This window comes from Vibrio sp. Vb1980, assembly GCF_033338615.1.
Taxonomy (GTDB): domain Bacteria; phylum Pseudomonadota; class Gammaproteobacteria; order Enterobacterales; family Vibrionaceae; genus Vibrio; species Vibrio alginolyticus.
Map to the genome: position 1 here is coordinate 102,559 of NZ_JAWOSZ010000010.1, position 15,653 is coordinate 118,211.

The window sequence follows — 15,653 nt, forward strand, 5'->3', positions numbered from 1 at the left end:
TTCACACTGTTAACATCCTCAACTTGCAGCATTTTGAGTCCGCTATACAATCCGGTGCCTTCCATATCCCCCTTCTGTCGGATTCATTTTATGAACTCAATTATTGGTATCGTAGCCATACTATTCCTAGCATGGCTACTTTCTACAAATAGAAAAAATATAAAGCTGAGAACGGTGTCGTTTGCGTTTGCTTTGCAGGTACTGTTTGCGTTGTTGGTTTTATATGTACCAGCAGGAAGAGATGCGCTGAATTCAGTGAGCAGTGTTGTGTCGAATTTGATCAACTATGGTCAAGAGGGCATTGCGTTTTTATTCGGTAATTTGGCGACAGGGGGCTTCACCTTTGCGATCAATGTTCTGGGTATCATCGTTTTCTTCTCCTCTCTTATCTCAGGTCTTTATCACATTGGTGTGATGCCAAAAATCATTAACTTTATCGGTGGTGGTATTCAAAAGCTGCTGGGTATCGGTCGTGCTGAGTCTTTGTCTGCTACGGCGAATATCTTTGTTGGCACCATTGAAGCACCATTAATGGTAAAGCCTTACCTAAAACACATGACTGACTCGCAGTTCTTTGCAGTTATGACAGGTGGTTTAGCGTCAGTTGCTGGCGGAACGTTGGTTGGTTACGCATCACTGGGTGTCGACCTCAACTATCTTATTGCTGCTGCATTTATGTCAGCACCTGCCGGCTTGTTGATGGCAAAAATTTTAATGCCAGAAGATACGGATAAAGCAGCAGATATCGACATTAGCCAAGTTGAAATTCCACGTGCAACCAACGTAGTAGAAGCATTAGCCGATGGTGCCATGGCGGGTGTACGCATTGCTGTATCGGTCGGTGGTACGTTACTGGCGTTTATTAGTGTCATTGCAATGCTAAACGGCATGTTAGGCTGGATAGGTGATCTTATTGGGACACCATTAAGTTTTGAGCTCATCCTAGGTTTTGTGTTTGCGCCAGTCGCTTGGTTGTTGGGTATACCATGGCAAGAAGCAACCACAGCAGGCTCGCTGATTGGTAACAAGATTGTGGTGAATGAGTTCGTCGCTTTCATCCAGCTTGCAGAAGTGAATTCTCAACTTAGTGAACACTCACAAGCAATCGTGACGTTTGCTTTGTGTGGCTTTGCAAACATCTCAAGCATGGCGATGCTGATTGGTGGGTTGGGCTCATTGGTACCAGAAAAGCGTGCATTTGTTTCTAAGCATGGTTTCCGTGCGATTATCGCTGGTGTCATGGCGAACTTAATGAGCGCTTCGATTGCGGGCGTGATTTTAAGTCTGTAATTGAAATAGATATCAACAATTAGCAAAAAGGCTCCTTGCGGAGCCTTTTTCGTATCTGAAGTTTTACGTTATTTGTCTGTGTGGAACTGTTCGCAAGCGAGCATCGTGTTCTCAATTAAACTTGCGACGGTCATTGGGCCAACGCCACCAGGAACAGGAGTAATAAAGCTCGCACTTTCACGTGCTTTGTCGTATTCCACGTCGCCAACTAGTTTGCCTGAATCAAGACGGTTAATACCGACATCGACCACCACTGCGCCTTTTTTAATCCACTCACCAGGGATGAAGTTAGGCTTACCAACCGCCACCACGACAACGTCAGCTTGACGCACATGACTCTCTAGGTCTTTGGTAAAACGGTGACATGTTGTTGTTGTGCAGCCCGCAAGCAGCAGCTCAAGTGTCATTGGACGACCAACAATGTTTGATGCACCAACCACAACCGCATGTTTACCACGTAGCTCAATGTTGTAACGGTCGAGTAGGGTAATTATGCCCTTTGGCGTGCAAGAGCGAAGCTTTGGAATACGCTGCGCAAGACGACCAACGTTGTAAGGATGGAAGCCATCCACGTCCTTCTCTGGGTGAATGCGCTCTAAAACATGTGTTGTGTCTATGCCCGCAGGAAGGGGTAATTGCACTAGAATGCCGTCAATTTCATCATCGTTGTTTAATTCATCAATCAGAGCTAGTAACTCTTCTTCTGAGCTAGACGCAGGAAGGTCAAAAGACTTAGAAACAAACCCAACTTCTTCACATGCGCGGCGTTTGCTACCAACATAAACCTGAGAAGCAGGATCTTCACCAACTAGAACCACTGCTAAACCAGGAGCACGTAGCCCAGCTTCAACACGTGCTTTAACACGTGCAGCCACTTCGGATCGAACAGTTTGGGAAATGAGAGTTCCGTCTATATTTTGAGCAGTCATGACTTTCCTTATAAATTAAGAAGGCAGATTATCTGCGGCGCATTGTCGCAGAATTTCTTATTAACATCCATACGCAAACGTTTGCTTTGTGGTGTTTTTGAACATTAAGCGTTTTAATGGACTTTTTTTAGGCATTCAGATCAGAATGTTATGAAAACCCGTTGATTTACCCGTTTGAACTCGTATAATCCTGTCCCTGTAGCGCGCCCTTAGCTCAGCTGGATAGAGCACGTCCCTTCTAAGGATGTGGTCATTGGTTCGAATCCAATAGGGCGTGCCATTTATTCAAAAGCCTCGATAACTCTTTGAGTTGTCGGGGCTTTGTCGTTTTTAGGTTTTTGGCTGTAATTGCCACTCTATCTACAACTTTTGAATGGCATTCTAGCCATTGCAATTTCTAGCAATTAATATGGACGCATATTAATTACCTTTCGTTAACCTTTATGCCTGCCACTTCTAACTTTTATGACCGACACGCCGACTCTTTCGCGAAGCAATACACATCGATCCAGTTTGAGGATGTCCACGCGAGTTGGAGAGTCTTCTGGCCCCAGGCTGGAGATCGTGTGTTAGATGTTGGCGCGGGCTCTGGTCGAGACGCGAAATGGATGGCTGAGCATGGGTGTGAAGTTGTTGCGATCGAGCCTGCTCAAGCACTTCTAAGGCTTGGTAAGTCTTACTGTGGCGATTCCGTTACTTGGCTTGAAGATGCATTACCTAAGCTTGAGAAAACCATTAATCTTGGCTTTCGCTTCGATTTAATTCTTGTCAGTGCGGTATGGATGCATCTTGCGCCTACGCACCGTGAACGTGCATTTCGCAAACTTGCAAATTTGTTAGCGCCTAATGGTCGATTGGTGATTAGCCTTCGTCACGGTGACTTTTCTGACGGTCGTAAAGCTTATCCCGTATCGGTTGAAGAGCTCGAAAAGTTTGCAAAGAATAGCGCTTTAATGGTGAGAAACGTATCTCTCGATGACGATCAGTTAAAGCGAACGGGTGTATCTTGGCAAACTGTAGTGATGTCTTTGCCTGATGATGGTTCCGGTGATCTGAATAAGGTTCGCCACATTATCGTCAATGATTCCAAATCGGCTACCTATAAGCTCGCACTACTACGTACTTTACTACGTATTGCAGACGCTCATTCTGGTGCAGTGGTTGATCGCAGCGAAGGTAAAGTTGCAATCCCATTAGGATTAGTTGGCTTATATTGGATTCGTCAATTTAAGCGTTTAATCGATAAAGAGAACATCCAGCAAAGCTCGAACTCGTCTAAAGGGCTAGGTTTTATAAAGCCCGATGGCTGGGGCAGACTTTCCCATTTAAGTCCTGATGATCTTGCTATAGGCACGACATTTTTTGGTGAAGATGCAGTGGCGCTTGATAAAGCGATAAAAGACAGCTTAAAAACCATAAAAGATGGTCCCGTCACTTTTACCTATCAAGGTGATAAATCAAACCCTTACTTTGAAATGATTCGTTCAGCTAAGAAGCCAAAACGTTCAATTGTTGTGGATAGCGAGTTCCTCGAAGGTTATGGGCTGTTTGTGTTGGATGAAAGCCTTTGGGATTGTTTTCGATTGTATAACTCTTGGATTGAGCCGCTGGTGGTCAACCAATGGATTATGGAAATGCAACGATTTCGGTCTAATCAAGAGCGGGGTATTCCACTGCAAACGTATCATGATTGTTTGGTCTGGATTGATAAAGACCATGATACGCGAGTCGTGCGAAAGAGAATTGAACAGTTGAAGCTCAGCCATTGCGACATTGTCAGTGTATGGAGTGGAAGCAAATTACGAAATGAGTATCACGTTGATCACTGTTTGCCATTTGCTTATTGGCCCAACAATGATAAGTGGAACTTACTACCAACATCTAAGGTTGAAAACCTAAACAAGCGTGATCGTATTCCTGCTAGCTATCGATTAAACGCATCCAAGCCGCGAATTTTGGATTGGTGGCAGTTAGCTTGGGGAGAGACGGATAATTTGAGTCGGACGTTTTTTACCGAGGCTTCATTGTCGCTACCTAATGTGCCTGCATCTTGTCAAGATTTTGAGCATGTCTTTGAAGCGATGGGATTACAAATTCGTGGTGTTAAAAGTCGCCTTTGTATCGCGGAATGGTAATGTCTTGTTTGCCGTTACAGCGTGATATATGAACCTGATAGGCAACCAACAAAAAAGCGCTGGTTAACCAGCGCTTTTGCATTTACTAAGGGCATTACATCTTTTTAAAGATGATGGAGGTGTTGATGCCGCCAAAGGCGAAGTTGTTACTCATCAAATATTTCACGTCCAGCTCTCGGCCTTGTCCGGCGATGTAGTCTAAATCACCACATTGCTCGTCGAGGTTTTTTAGGTTGAGCGTTGGGTTGAACCAGCCTGTGTGCATCATTTCTAAACCTAGCCACGCTTCAATCGCGCCACAGGCGCCTAGTGTGTGGCCAAAGTAGCTCTTGAGTGAACTGATTGGCACTTTGCCCAGAGCATTCGCTGTTGCGTTGCTTTCCGCAATATCGCCGCGGTCGGTGGCAGTGCCGTGAGCAGATACATAGTCGATCTTCTCAGCAGGAATGCCCGCATTTTGCAAAGCCATTTCCATACAGATTTGCATGGTTTCCATCTGTGGTTGAGTGACGTGTGCGGCATCACAGTTGCTGGCAAAACCGATGATTTCTGCATAGATTTTCGCGCCACGAGCGACGGCGTGTTCGTACTCTTCCAGAACTAGCGTTCCCGCACCTTCACCAATCACCAAACCATCGCGATCGGAGTCATAAGGTCTTGGTGTGCTTTTCGGGTCTTCATTCTTCAGACTGGTGGCAAAAAGGGTATCGAAGACAGCGGATTCCGTTGGGCACAATTCTTCAGCGCCACCAGCAACCATTACCGTTTGGTAGCCATGTTTGATCGCTTCGTAGGCGTAGCCGATTGCTTGGCTGCCAGAGGTACATGCACTGCTGGTTGGGATCACTCGGCCTTTCAAACCGAAAAATAGACCAACGTTCACTGCTGTGGTATGCGGCATCATCTGCACGTAAGTCGTTGCGGTGATCGCTTTGGTGGTTTTCTCATTCAGCATGACACCAAATGCACCGATTGCATCAGTACTGCCTGTTGATGAGCCGTATGCGATACCCGTTTGACCATTGGTGAGTACGTCGTTACCAATCAAACCTGCTTGGCTCAGTGCGTTTTCTGTTGCGACGGTCGCCAATTTGGAAACACGCCCCATGCCGCGTACTTGCTTGCGCTTGTAGTGCTTTGGCAGTTCAAAATCTAAAATTGGTGCCGCGAGCTTGGTGTTCAAACCATCATACTGTTCGTAAGAAGGCATGTATTGCGTCGCGTTCTGGCAGTCACGCAGTTTTGGTTCGACAGATTGCCAATCGTTACCAAACGCAGTCACGCCTGACATTCCGGTTACAACAACTCGATGGCTCATACTAGGCCTCCGTTTACCGAAATGACTTGGCGAGTTACATAGCCTGCGATGTCAGACATAAGGTAACTGACTAAACCAGCAACTTCTTCTGGCTCTCCCATGCGGCGCAAAGGAATTTGCGGCATCGCATGTTCTTTCACGTGTTCGTCTACCATGCCTGTGTCGATAAGCCCTGGAGCAACGCAGTTGACGGTGATTTTGCGTTTTGCCAGTTCAAGCGCGAGTGATTTTGTTGCACCAATTACGCCCGCTTTCGCTGCGCTGTAGTTAGTTTGACCACGATTCCCCATTAGGCCAGAGACTGATGCAAGCGTAACAATTCGGCCGCCTTTGCGCTTTTGCACCATTGGCATAACACAAGGGTGAAGAACGTTGTAGAAGCTGTCTAAGTTGGTATGAATCACACCATCCCATTCTTCTTCGGTCATCGCAGGGAAAGCGGTATCTTTTGTGATGCCAGCGTTGTTTACTACGCCATAGTAAGCGCCGTGTTCGGCGATATCGGCTTCTAGCTTCTCACGACAATCTGCACGGTCACTGATGTCGAATTGGATAAGACGACCGCTACCACCATGCTGTTCGATGGTGTTTAGGGTGTCTTGCGCGCCTTGTTGATCGCCCATGTAATGGACAATGACTTGGAAACCATCTTTGGCTAATTGAACGGCAATGGCTTTACCGATGCCTTTGCTGGCACCTGTAACGAGGACTTGTCGGGTCATTGTTGACTCCTGATTTTCATTTCTTGTAATTTTTCTTCTGATGGAACGTAAACGTTCAATTGGCAAGTCGCTACAACAGTTCCTTGTAGCTCAATACGGGCTGAAAAAACCGCCATACCGTTATCTTCCATAACTTTTTCAGCATACACATCGAGCACCTGTCCGCGAGAAAACGTATCGCATTCAGACGTGTATCGACGGCTACCAAGCAAAAAGCCAATCGGTGGCGCTTGTTCTTTCATTAATGCGTGGTAACCAGACCACGCCGCGACAGATTGCGCCATAAACTCAATGCCAACGTAAGCTGGCACAGTTTGAGAGGCCGAGTCGAAGAACGGGTTGTGTTCTGCGATATCAACCTGGCAGTGAGTCGTATCTTGTTGAACATCCAAAGCACGATCGACCAAGATCATTGGTTTGTCGTGTGGCAAAAGTTGTTCGATGGGAGGAAGTTTAGTCATGAGCGTAACCAAAAATAAGACTAATATTATTGCCACCAAAAGCAAAAGAGTTGCTGAGAATCGCTTTGTTACCCAGTTTGGTTGGCGTCTCAACTAACGATATATGGATATCGTCTGCTTTGGTTTCGCAGTGTTGTATTGGCAAATCAAGGTTGTACTTGAGAATATGCCAAGCGATCGCGGCTTCCGTTGCACTTGCTGCGCCTAATGTGTGTCCGGTAAGTGGCTTTGTCGAGCTTACGGGAACGGAGTCACCAAAGCAGCGATGAATGGCTTTGCTTTCCATCGCATCGTTTAACGGCGTTGCTGTGCCATGCGCGTTGATGTAACCAATGTCTTGCGCTGTAAGTCCTGCATTGGCCAACGCTTTTTTCATCGCTTCTTCTGCGCCTAACCCTTCTGGATGTGGTGCGGAAATATGGTGTGCGTCTGAGCTGTCGCCAGCTCCGAGAAGAGCAACGGGCGCAGGTGTTTTGCTTAGAAACATTAATGCTGCGGTTTCACCGATATTGATGCCGTTGCGATGTTGGTCAAACGGCTTACAAAGGGTATCGGATAGAGCTTCTAAACCGTTAAAGCCGTTTAGTGTGAGGCGACAAATGGTATCCACACCACCCACAATAACTGCATCAACAATGCCAGAGCGAATCAGGCGTTGCGCGGTTAAAAAGACACGACCACTAGAAGAACAGGCGGTTGAAACTGAGTAATGTGGGCCGCTCAAATCAAAGTAGGCGGCAATAAAATCGCTGCAGTTGCCAAGCTCTTGTTTGGTGTAATGGTAGTCGGCAGGAAAATTACCCTTTGCCAGCTTTTCACCAAATGCGATTTCGCCATCTGAAATGCCAGATGTGCTGGTGCCGATCACGACTGCGATACGGTCACGACCATATTTAGCAATGGCGTCACGCACGTCGCCTTCGATTTGCTGCAAAGCCGAAAGTGCGAGGCGGTTGTTTCTCGTATCAAACTGGCTGAGTGCGGGTGGTAATTGCGGTAACGTCTGTGCGATTCGACCGATTACTGTTTGGCGGCCTGAATTTAAAATATCTCGGTCAACCACCATGTTGGATGGCTTCGCTCCCGATAAACACTGGTGGATGAGCGCATCATCTTGTCCCATGGCAGAGTGAAAGCCACAGGCCTGAATATACAAAGGTTGAGAAGAGCGAATAGGCATATTGTTATTCTAAATTGTTCTTAATTAATCTGATGTTGCAGTGTTTGAATAGAAATTGAAAACTGATGTTTGAGGTGATGAAAATCAATCTTACCCTCTAACTTGTTAGAAGAGCTGTATTGAATCTCAATGATCTTTTCACCGTCGCTATCAAAGATGGCGCGAGAATTATTTTTATCAATAACTCGCCACCTTACCTCATTTAACGATCCTTCCCAAGCGGAACTCGGCCAGAGCGTGATCATCAGGTTAAATAATACCTGTTCTGGCTGCGGTAGCGAACCTTGTAAACCGTTGAGCACTTCGGTTTGAATTTGTTCTCCATCGTAAGACAGTGAGAGTACTCTTGTCCCCCAGGATGAAAAGCCTGCCAACACCACTTCGTTGTTGGTCACTTGCAGTTGTACCGGAAGTTGCTCAGATGTGGTTTTACCATCTATTGCCCAAGAAGCCGTAATTAACTGACTGGCAGACAACTGATAGCCCAAGCTTGCGGGAGTGGGCAAGCTAACTTGGGTGTGCTCGGCAATGTCGACCAGAGGCGTCGATTGGTGAGGGACCAAGCTGCATGCACTTAAAAACAGACTCAGTACGATTAACGTCGCGCAGCGAAAAGCATGGTTAAAAATCATGACGTCGTTTCCTCTGTTTTAATCGCAATCGGAGAGAGCAGCCAAGCAACAAAAATACCACTTAACACCGTAATGCCGAAACTGTGAATCGCGTGAGTTTGGCTGAGTGATAGCAACCCAAATGACAGCACAGTGGTTATTGCCGAAAGGGTGATCGCCAATAGTGTGCTCACGCTGCGGGCTTTCTCGGCAAAGAACAGAGTGTAATCGATCCCGATACCAAGAATGAGCACCAAGCCAAGCAAGTTGAATAGGTTTAATGTTGTTCCCATCGCGACTGCCGTTGCCAGACCGCAGGCGCAAGCAATCAATGATGGCAGTAAAACTCGCCAACTGTGTTGCAGACCGTACCGCTTGATTAATACCAGAAAGATCACAGCACTGGCGGCTGCCAATAGTTCCATGATTTTGATTCGGTATTCACCAAATAGGGCGGATATTTCCTCAGCTTTGTTTAGATAAACAACATCAGACTGCGATTTGGCAAATGCCTTAACAACGGCGGAGTCTTGCAATTGGTTTAACACCACTACCGTTGCAGATTTTCCTTTGATCTTACCCAAATGGAGAAAACGCACAGGCGCTGATACTGGGTTTTGCAAGTACTGATCAACCGTGACAGGGATAAAGTCGGCGTCCATTTTAGGCTTTTTACTTAAGCTCAGTCCGGAAGCTAGTGGGCTGGATTGTGTCGCGTAAAGATCGCGAATCAATTGATAGTCTTGTTGCTGACGCTCCACCGAGCTCAAGTAGCGGCTCAGACTTTGGTAGCTTTCGATGGTGCTGTCCGCTTTCCACGCTTCTAATGTTGGCGTCAAAGACTCCAGCTTTTTCATTAGGTTTTCGTCATCGTCGGCGGTAACGACCAACATTTGCTGCGAAGATTGCATGCCACTAAGCGTCGTAATCAAGGTTTCTTGCTGCTTGAGATCGTTCGGCATCGTTTGCAGTAGACGAATGTCGTCATCGTAGTTCAATTGCAGCAAGAAAAAGCCACTCGCAACCACACATAACATCGGCAATCCGACTTTAATTCGAGGTTGATTCCAAAGCGTTAACCATTTCGCCAACAGTGATTGTCCTGGTAAGTTCGAAATGGATCGCGATGGGTTACGAGCCAGTATCGGATACCAAGCCACCACGGTGATGTAAGCAGCAATCAGACCAATGGATGAAAACAGCGCAAGCTGCTGCAAACCTGGAAACGGTGCCACTAACATGCCCAAATAGCCGATCAAACTGGTGATTAAGCCAAGTGTGATAGCTATGAAAATATGCTTTAATCCTTGCTCGCTATCCCATTCATTTCCCGCCGCAAGACGTTCGGTTAGGTAGTGGAATGCGTAGTCGATAGACACGCCGATTAAACTTGCGCCAAACACTAAACTGAACAGATGGACTTTTCCAAAAATCCACGTCGTAACGGACAACGCAACGAGCAAGCCAATGGTGATTGAAAGCAGTGCGAGAGACAGTGGCACCACACTACGAAAGACCAATACGAACAATGCAATGATACCGAGCAGAGAGAACACACCGATGGTACTGATCTCCGATTTTGCACTTTGCGTACCAAAGTCGGCGTAAAATAGAACGCCAGTATGTGCGACTTCAGCGCCATATTTCTGCGCGACGCCTTGTTCTAGCGCTTGAATATCAGGGACTGCAAGCTGCCCAGTTAGGCTATAAGGCGAGTCTTTTAGCTCGGCAGTAATAAGCAAGTATTGAGCACCGTCTTTTTCGACGGACAGATAGCCGTTATCCAATCGGAAAGAGGACGATTGCTGGGTAACTTGGCTCAAATAATCACGAAATAGCAAGAAAGGATCATTTTGTAACTCTTGCCCGGTCACTCCAGAAAACGGGTTGTACAGCGACTGAATCACATGCTGCACTTGCTGTTCTGGATTTTGGCTTAAACGCTCTCGTTGTTCAGGCGTCAGCAATTGGAAGCGGTGCTTAAAGTAGTAACTCGCCCAAGCTTGCTGCTCTTGAGGTGAGATTTTTCCCACCACATCGCGAAAATGATTACTCTGACGCAAACCCTTATCAAATTCAGCGGCTGCTGCAAAAAGGGCATTTTTGTCCGGCGCTGTGATCACGAAAATGACTTTGTCGCTCATACTTGCCGAGACCGACTCAAAGGCTTGCTCAGCCACCGGGTTTTGTTGGTTCTTCGGCAACAGTTTTAAAATGTTGGTCTCAATCGGAGATTCTGCACTCCAAACCCATTGTTTGAGTAGCAACGCGCCCGCTAAAACAACGAGATTGAGCCAAACCAGAGCAAAGGTGTGAGTGCCAAGACTGAGTTTAGAAACGGAATTGAGCGTCTTCGGCATCCGTGAGTTCCTGAGGTAGAGAGGTCTGGTTCGTAAACGTGATTTCGGTCTTATCGCCACGCAGCTCTTGTAGGGTTAGGCGATCAATGTGCGTTTTACCGGAAAGAGTGATGGATTGAAACACCGCATTTAATGGTGACTGTTTTGGCACTAAAACGAGCTGCCACTGATTGTTCTCAACTGAAAAATCGAGTGTGAATTGTTCTCGCAGTGCAGAAGTATCCCCGTGGAACACGGATAAAAACACATGACTAAAGTAGAACGCCATTGGGTTTTCTTGTGCAGAGATCGTTTTCGGTGCTTGGTCGGCAAAAGTTTGACGAAGTTTGTTTTCCGTCAATACCAAATTGACTGCGAAAGGTTCTGTTTGTTGCCACAACAAGCCATGTGTTTTGCTCAGTGTGAACTGACCTTTAGAGGTTAGAGGTTGACTGAACATTTCCAGATGACGCTGCTGCGTAAAATCTCCGCGCACGATTTCATGCTGAGACAACTGCTGTTGAAGCGATGCCAAATCCGTTACGTTTGCTGTCGGTGTGGCCAGTGCTGAAACAGAAAATATCAGCAAAAAAGAGAGTAACCACTTTTGCATTAGTCCAGACTCCCATGGTTGTGCCATTGCTTTACTTTATCTAAAAAGATTGCTGGAGAAACAAAGCACATCTCTTGCTTTTCAATGGATACGGCGACTTGCGTTGTATGCGCTTTGCACATACGTTGATTCGTTTCGGCGTCGTAAATCACGTAATCCACACGCAAGCGGTTTTCCCATTCCGTGAGTTGCGCGGTAATGCGAATGGTGTGATTAAACGGAATCGCCTTGACGTATTTAACGCGCGTGTCGATGATCGGCCACATATACCCAGAGTCTTGCATATCGCGATAGCTGTATTGGATCTTCTCCATCAGCACACGACGCGCTTCTTCAAAATATCGAAAGAAGTTGCCGTGATAAATCACGCCCATCGGGTCAGCATCTTGGAATGAGGTGACCATAGTCACCTCCGCTTCTAATGGGTAGAGAACCTGCTCTTGCATTATACCTCCGCGTAGAGTGGCCAATGACGTTGCTGAATGCGTTCAATGAAATGACGCAAATCTTGTTCCAATGGGCGATCTTCAATCACAAATTCAAACTCGCTCAGTACGGCGTCACGAATTACTCGCAAACTCTGACTCATGTGGTGTTCGTCCAATTCGTTATGACGGCGACGAATCTCAACCGCTTGAACGCTTGCTAGGAGTGAAGCCGCAGCAACTTGCTCTGTTAACTCAAGTACGCGTAAGCAATCACGAGCCGCGATGGTGCCCATGCTCACTTTGTCTTGGTTGTGACATTCGGTTGAGCGAGAAAAAACGCTTGCTGGCATGGTGTTTTTCAACGCTTCTGCCGTCCAAGCTGAGATACCAATCTGAACCGCTTTAAAGCCGTGGTTGATCGGTTTACGCTCGCCTTCTGCACCGGTTAAGTTAAACGGCAGGCCGTTATTGAACTTGTAATCCATCAATTGCGCCATCTGACGATCCAGCAAATCAGCTAAGTTGGCAATGTTCACTTTCAACGTATCCATCGCCATTGCGATATGACCACCGTAGAAGTGACCGCCGTGCAGAACGCGCTCATTGTCGCCATCGATGATTGGATTGTCGTTGGCACTATTTAGTTCATTCTCAATCAATTGACGTAGCCAAGGCAGTGAGTCTTGCACCATGCCAATGACGTGTGGCGCACAACGCAGCGAGTAACGATCTTGCAGTCGGTCGCTATTGCGTGGCGGACGCTCAGCATTGAGATCATCACGCAGCCAAGCCGCAACTTGCTGTTGACCAGGATGAGGTTTTACCGCAAACAACGCTTCATCAAAGTGGAAGTCATTACCTTGCATACCCACAGAGACCATCGCGGTAATCTTGGTGCAAAGCTGCGCTAGGTATTCTGCACGTTTGTAGGCAAGACAGGCGAGGGCCGTCATCACGGATGTACCGTTCATTAACGCCAAACCTTCTTTTGGTTTTAGGCGAATTGGCTCAATGCCCAGCTCTGCAAACACTTCTTGTGTTGGTCGCACATCACCTTTGTAAAGCACTTCACGTTCGCCAATTAAGGTCGCCGCTAGGTAAGACAGAGGCGTTAAATCGCCACTTGCGCCCACCGAGCCCTCTTGTGGAATACGCGGCGCAATGTCGTGGTTGATAAGCGTAACGATTTGGTTCAACAGATCGTGAGACACGCCAGATACGCCTTGCGACAATGAACATAAACGTGTTGCCAGCACCGCACGAGCTTGCTCATGAGAAAGGATTTGACCTAAGCCACAACCATGGAAGCGTGTAAGGTGCAACGGAAGTTCATCCACAAGAGCGGGTGGAATCGCCACAGTACATGAATCGCCGTAACCCGTGGTCACGCCGTAAATAACGCCTTCTTCCTTCAGTAATCGTTCCAGAAACGCCACGCCACGATCAATTTTCGCGGTAAATTCTGGCGAGGTGTTCATGTGTGCCTTTGCACCTTGAGCAATGGCAACGACATCTTCGATGGTTAAAGATTGGGCACCAAAAGTGATGTTGTGATTATTGTTGTTTGTCATGTGGCTGATTACTTAAAGTCCAGAAGTTAAAAAAGTTGTACCACTGTAACGGCGCTTGCAGTGTGTGGTGTTCTAATCTTTGTGCGTACTGTTGAACAACGCGTTCTAGTGCCTGCTGACGCTCCTTGCGTGGTAGCGTGACTTGGTCACTAAAGTGTTCAAAGTACACATTAAAATGCGGAGTGTTCGCTTCATCGTCGCGTAGGCCGAAGAGTAAGTAAACCGGCGCTTTTAATACCGAGGCTAGCATGAATGGGCCTTGCGGGAATGGTGCAGGTTTACCAAGAAAATCTGCCCAAACGACACGATTTTCTTTGCTGGTGGAAGTGCGATCGCCAACGATCACCACCCATTCGCCTTGCTCGATTTTTTGTTGAAGCAGAATCGCGGTGTCTGGTCCCATTGAGCTGACTTGAATCAGATTCAGTTCCGAATTTGGGTTTACCGCCTTCATTACCGCATTAAATTGTTCAGCGTGTTGGGTAAATACCAAGGCATTGATTTTGACATGAGAGTGTCGACGACCAAGCGCACGGCAGAGTTCGATATTGCCAAGGTGCGAGCCTAAAATGAGCACGCCTTGTTTTTTCTGCGCCATCTCTTCGAAATGATGCTGGCCGTGAATGGTTAGGTTATCGACGTTAAAGTCACCTTGCCATGCTGCCAGTTTGTCGAGCATGGTTCGCCCAAAAGAAAGCAGATGATGATAGCTGTCCAACTGTTTTGGTAGTGCGATGCTCTGCTGCGTTGCGTAGTACTGCAAGTTTTGCAGGTAAATCTCAGACGCTTCACGGGCAGATTTACCCGTGAAGTGGTAGTAGCGCATGACTAATTTTAAAATCAGGTCAAACGCTTTTCTGCCGAACAAGCGGTAAACCGCGAGTAAGGTTTTGATGCCTAAAATCGTGCCTTGTTCTTTTCGTTTCGACCAGTGGGCATTACTGTCATCTGTGTTTTGGCGCTTTCTGGCGAGTAGCGAAGGAGTGCGCGGCAACATGCCAAAAAATAGGCGAGTGTGCATCCAGCTTATCTTGACGTTATCCCACAATGCGTCGAAGTGGGAAATGCCACCTTCAGGGTAGATCACGCGCGTTGGAACAAAATCAATGTCGACGCCTTCCCAGTACATTCGCACTAGAATTTCGATATCAAAATCCATGCGTTTGCCGATACTGTACTTGTTCAACACGGCGACCGTTTTCGCCACTGGGTAGGCGCGAAAACCGCACATGCTGTCTTTGATAGACAGTGACAAGGTTTCTATCCACACCCATACGTGCGTAGCATAGCGACCATACAAACGGGATTTAGGTACGCTCTCGTCGTATATCGGTTGGCCCGAAATCAGGTTATCTGGTTTTGTTTCGCTGGCGCTGAGCAATTTCGGCAATGCTTCTAGGTCGTGTTGACCGTCTGCGTCGATTTGAATGGTGTGCGTAAAACCAAGTTGGTGAGCTTGATGTAGGCCTGCCATCACCGCGCCACCTTTGCCTTGGTTTTCACTCAAACTAATCAGTTTTATCAGCCCTTGTTCACTCAAAGCAGAAAGCGCTTGTTTGGTGTCTTCATTGCTGCCGTCGTCCACGACCAGCACTGGCAAAGCGAAAGAGGATAACGATGCCACCACGTCTGCAATTGTGCTGCCGTGGTTGTAGCAAGGAATTAAAAAGCAGGGACGGTAATCACTCACGTGACTCACCCAGTTTCATTTTGCCTGAAGAGTGAGTCACCAAGGTTTCACCGTTTTTCGATGTGTACTTAAAGGTCAATTTCTCGCGCTCATTGTCCCAAGAGAGTGAGAGACAAACGTCGGCGTTTGGCAGAATCGGCTCTTGAAATTTGATGACTTCCATTCCTTTAAATACCTTGGGAGTGTTCAAATATTGAACGGCGTAGAACAACGCCCAATCAATTTGAGTGACGCCGGGTAAAAGAGGGAAGTGATTGAAATGACCTTGGAAATCTAAGATGTCAGCATCCACTCGCAGCGACAGCTCCGCGGTATGGTCACTCACTTCAATATTCTGAATAGTTGGTTTTCTTTTATCCATGTTAC

Annotated in this window: 14 protein-coding genes and 1 tRNA gene; 3 read left to right on the forward strand and 12 right to left on the reverse strand. The window is 47.0% G+C overall.

The features are described from left to right. Positions 1 to 90: 90 nt before the first annotated feature. Complete coding sequence (locus R7F64_RS15760; protein WP_318071880.1) at positions 91 to 1,290, forward strand: NupC/NupG family nucleoside CNT transporter; 1,200 nt, start codon at positions 91 to 93, stop codon at positions 1,288 to 1,290. 68 nt (positions 1,291 to 1,358) lie between these two features. Here R7F64_RS15760 and folD read toward each other — a convergent pair whose 3' ends face one another. Continuing rightward, complete coding sequence (gene folD, locus R7F64_RS15765; protein WP_005382297.1) at positions 1,359 to 2,219, reverse strand: bifunctional methylenetetrahydrofolate dehydrogenase/methenyltetrahydrofolate cyclohydrolase FolD; 861 nt, start codon at positions 2,217 to 2,219, stop codon at positions 1,359 to 1,361. 203 nt (positions 2,220 to 2,422) lie between these two features. Between folD and R7F64_RS15770 the strand changes: the two genes are divergently transcribed. Both R7F64_RS15770 and R7F64_RS15775 read left to right on the forward strand, forming a co-directional pair. Continuing rightward, positions 2,423 to 2,499 (forward strand) — tRNA-Arg (locus R7F64_RS15770). Between the two features lie 163 nt (positions 2,500 to 2,662). Next, positions 2,663 to 4,354 (forward strand): class I SAM-dependent methyltransferase, encoded by a 1,692-nt coding sequence (locus R7F64_RS15775; RefSeq protein ID WP_005382296.1) that lies wholly within the window; start codon positions 2,663 to 2,665, stop codon positions 4,352 to 4,354. A gap of 94 nt (positions 4,355 to 4,448) precedes the next feature. On the opposite strand, the gene R7F64_RS15780 is transcribed toward R7F64_RS15775, so the two are convergent. Genes R7F64_RS15780 through R7F64_RS15830 form a run of 11 tightly spaced genes read right to left on the reverse strand, consistent with a single transcriptional unit; the run spans position 4,449 to position 15,648 of the window. Further along, positions 4,449 to 5,672, reverse strand: a complete 1,224-nt coding sequence (locus R7F64_RS15780) for a beta-ketoacyl-ACP synthase (RefSeq protein ID WP_042523982.1) — start codon at positions 5,670 to 5,672, stop codon at positions 4,449 to 4,451. Then, positions 5,669 to 6,394, reverse strand: coding sequence for a 3-oxoacyl-ACP reductase FabG (gene fabG, locus R7F64_RS15785; protein WP_005388326.1), 726 nt, complete (start codon positions 6,392 to 6,394; stop codon positions 5,669 to 5,671). The genes R7F64_RS15780 and fabG overlap by 4 nt, the downstream gene beginning before the upstream one ends. Continuing rightward, positions 6,391 to 6,855: a hotdog family protein gene (locus R7F64_RS15790; protein ID WP_054578012.1), complete on the reverse strand. Its 465-nt coding sequence runs from the start codon at positions 6,853 to 6,855 to the stop codon at positions 6,391 to 6,393. Before R7F64_RS15790 ends, fabG begins: the two co-directional genes overlap by 4 nt. Continuing rightward, positions 6,848 to 8,035 (reverse strand): beta-ketoacyl-[acyl-carrier-protein] synthase family protein, encoded by a 1,188-nt coding sequence (locus R7F64_RS15795; RefSeq protein ID WP_318071881.1) that lies wholly within the window; start codon positions 8,033 to 8,035, stop codon positions 6,848 to 6,850. The genes R7F64_RS15790 and R7F64_RS15795 overlap by 8 nt, the downstream gene beginning before the upstream one ends. Positions 8,036 to 8,055: 20 nt before the next feature. Further along, positions 8,056 to 8,667, reverse strand: coding sequence for a DUF3261 domain-containing protein (locus R7F64_RS15800; protein ID WP_318071882.1), 612 nt, complete (start codon positions 8,665 to 8,667; stop codon positions 8,056 to 8,058). Next, positions 8,664 to 11,006, reverse strand: a complete 2,343-nt coding sequence (locus R7F64_RS15805) for an MMPL family transporter (protein ID WP_054578009.1) — start codon at positions 11,004 to 11,006, stop codon at positions 8,664 to 8,666. The genes R7F64_RS15800 and R7F64_RS15805 overlap by 4 nt, the downstream gene beginning before the upstream one ends. Next, positions 10,978 to 11,598 carry a LolA family protein gene (locus tag R7F64_RS15810; protein WP_054578008.1) on the reverse strand — a complete coding sequence of 207 codons (621 nt, stop codon included), beginning with the start codon at positions 11,596 to 11,598 and terminating at the stop codon, positions 10,978 to 10,980. Before R7F64_RS15810 ends, R7F64_RS15805 begins: the two co-directional genes overlap by 29 nt. After that, on the reverse strand, positions 11,598 to 12,044 hold the full coding sequence (locus R7F64_RS15815; RefSeq protein ID WP_054578007.1) for an acyl-CoA thioesterase: 447 nt from the start codon (positions 12,042 to 12,044) through the stop codon (positions 11,598 to 11,600). The genes R7F64_RS15810 and R7F64_RS15815 overlap by 1 nt, the downstream gene beginning before the upstream one ends. Then, positions 12,044 to 13,597, reverse strand: a complete 1,554-nt coding sequence (locus R7F64_RS15820) for an HAL/PAL/TAL family ammonia-lyase (RefSeq protein WP_047102876.1) — start codon at positions 13,595 to 13,597, stop codon at positions 12,044 to 12,046. Before R7F64_RS15820 ends, R7F64_RS15815 begins: the two co-directional genes overlap by 1 nt. Continuing rightward, positions 13,581 to 15,287, reverse strand: a complete 1,707-nt coding sequence (locus R7F64_RS15825; protein ID WP_318071883.1) for a glycosyltransferase family 2 protein — start codon at positions 15,285 to 15,287, stop codon at positions 13,581 to 13,583. The genes R7F64_RS15820 and R7F64_RS15825 overlap by 17 nt, the downstream gene beginning before the upstream one ends. Then, complete coding sequence (locus R7F64_RS15830; protein ID WP_005396010.1) at positions 15,280 to 15,648, reverse strand: (3R)-hydroxymyristoyl-ACP dehydratase; 369 nt, start codon at positions 15,646 to 15,648, stop codon at positions 15,280 to 15,282. Before R7F64_RS15830 ends, R7F64_RS15825 begins: the two co-directional genes overlap by 8 nt. Positions 15,649 to 15,653: the final 5 nt, after the last annotated feature.

What these genes read in the sequence shown, in the direction of transcription:
- R7F64_RS15760 (WP_318071880.1), top strand. Translation starts at nt 91, where the DNA reads ATGAACTCAATTATTGGTATCGTAGCCATACTATTCCTAGCATGGCTA.
- folD (WP_005382297.1), bottom strand. Translation starts at nt 2,219, where the DNA reads ATGACTGCTCAAAATATAGACGGAACTCTCATTTCCCAAACTGTTCGA.
- R7F64_RS15775 (WP_005382296.1), top strand. Translation starts at nt 2,663, where the DNA reads ATGCCTGCCACTTCTAACTTTTATGACCGACACGCCGACTCTTTCGCG.
- R7F64_RS15780 (WP_042523982.1), bottom strand. Translation starts at nt 5,672, where the DNA reads ATGAGCCATCGAGTTGTTGTAACCGGAATGTCAGGCGTGACTGCGTTT.
- fabG (WP_005388326.1), bottom strand. Translation starts at nt 6,394, where the DNA reads ATGACCCGACAAGTCCTCGTTACAGGTGCCAGCAAAGGCATCGGTAAA.
- R7F64_RS15790 (WP_054578012.1), bottom strand. Translation starts at nt 6,855, where the DNA reads ATGACTAAACTTCCTCCCATCGAACAACTTTTGCCACACGACAAACCA.
- R7F64_RS15795 (WP_318071881.1), bottom strand. Translation starts at nt 8,035, where the DNA reads ATGCCTATTCGCTCTTCTCAACCTTTGTATATTCAGGCCTGTGGCTTT.
- R7F64_RS15800 (WP_318071882.1), bottom strand. Translation starts at nt 8,667, where the DNA reads ATGATTTTTAACCATGCTTTTCGCTGCGCGACGTTAATCGTACTGAGT.
- R7F64_RS15805 (WP_054578009.1), bottom strand. Translation starts at nt 11,006, where the DNA reads ATGCCGAAGACGCTCAATTCCGTTTCTAAACTCAGTCTTGGCACTCAC.
- R7F64_RS15810 (WP_054578008.1), bottom strand. Translation starts at nt 11,598, where the DNA reads ATGCAAAAGTGGTTACTCTCTTTTTTGCTGATATTTTCTGTTTCAGCA.
- R7F64_RS15815 (WP_054578007.1), bottom strand. Translation starts at nt 12,044, where the DNA reads ATGCAAGAGCAGGTTCTCTACCCATTAGAAGCGGAGGTGACTATGGTC.
- R7F64_RS15820 (WP_047102876.1), bottom strand. Translation starts at nt 13,597, where the DNA reads ATGACAAACAACAATAATCACAACATCACTTTTGGTGCCCAATCTTTA.
- R7F64_RS15830 (WP_005396010.1), bottom strand. Translation starts at nt 15,648, where the DNA reads ATGGATAAAAGAAAACCAACTATTCAGAATATTGAAGTGAGTGACCAT.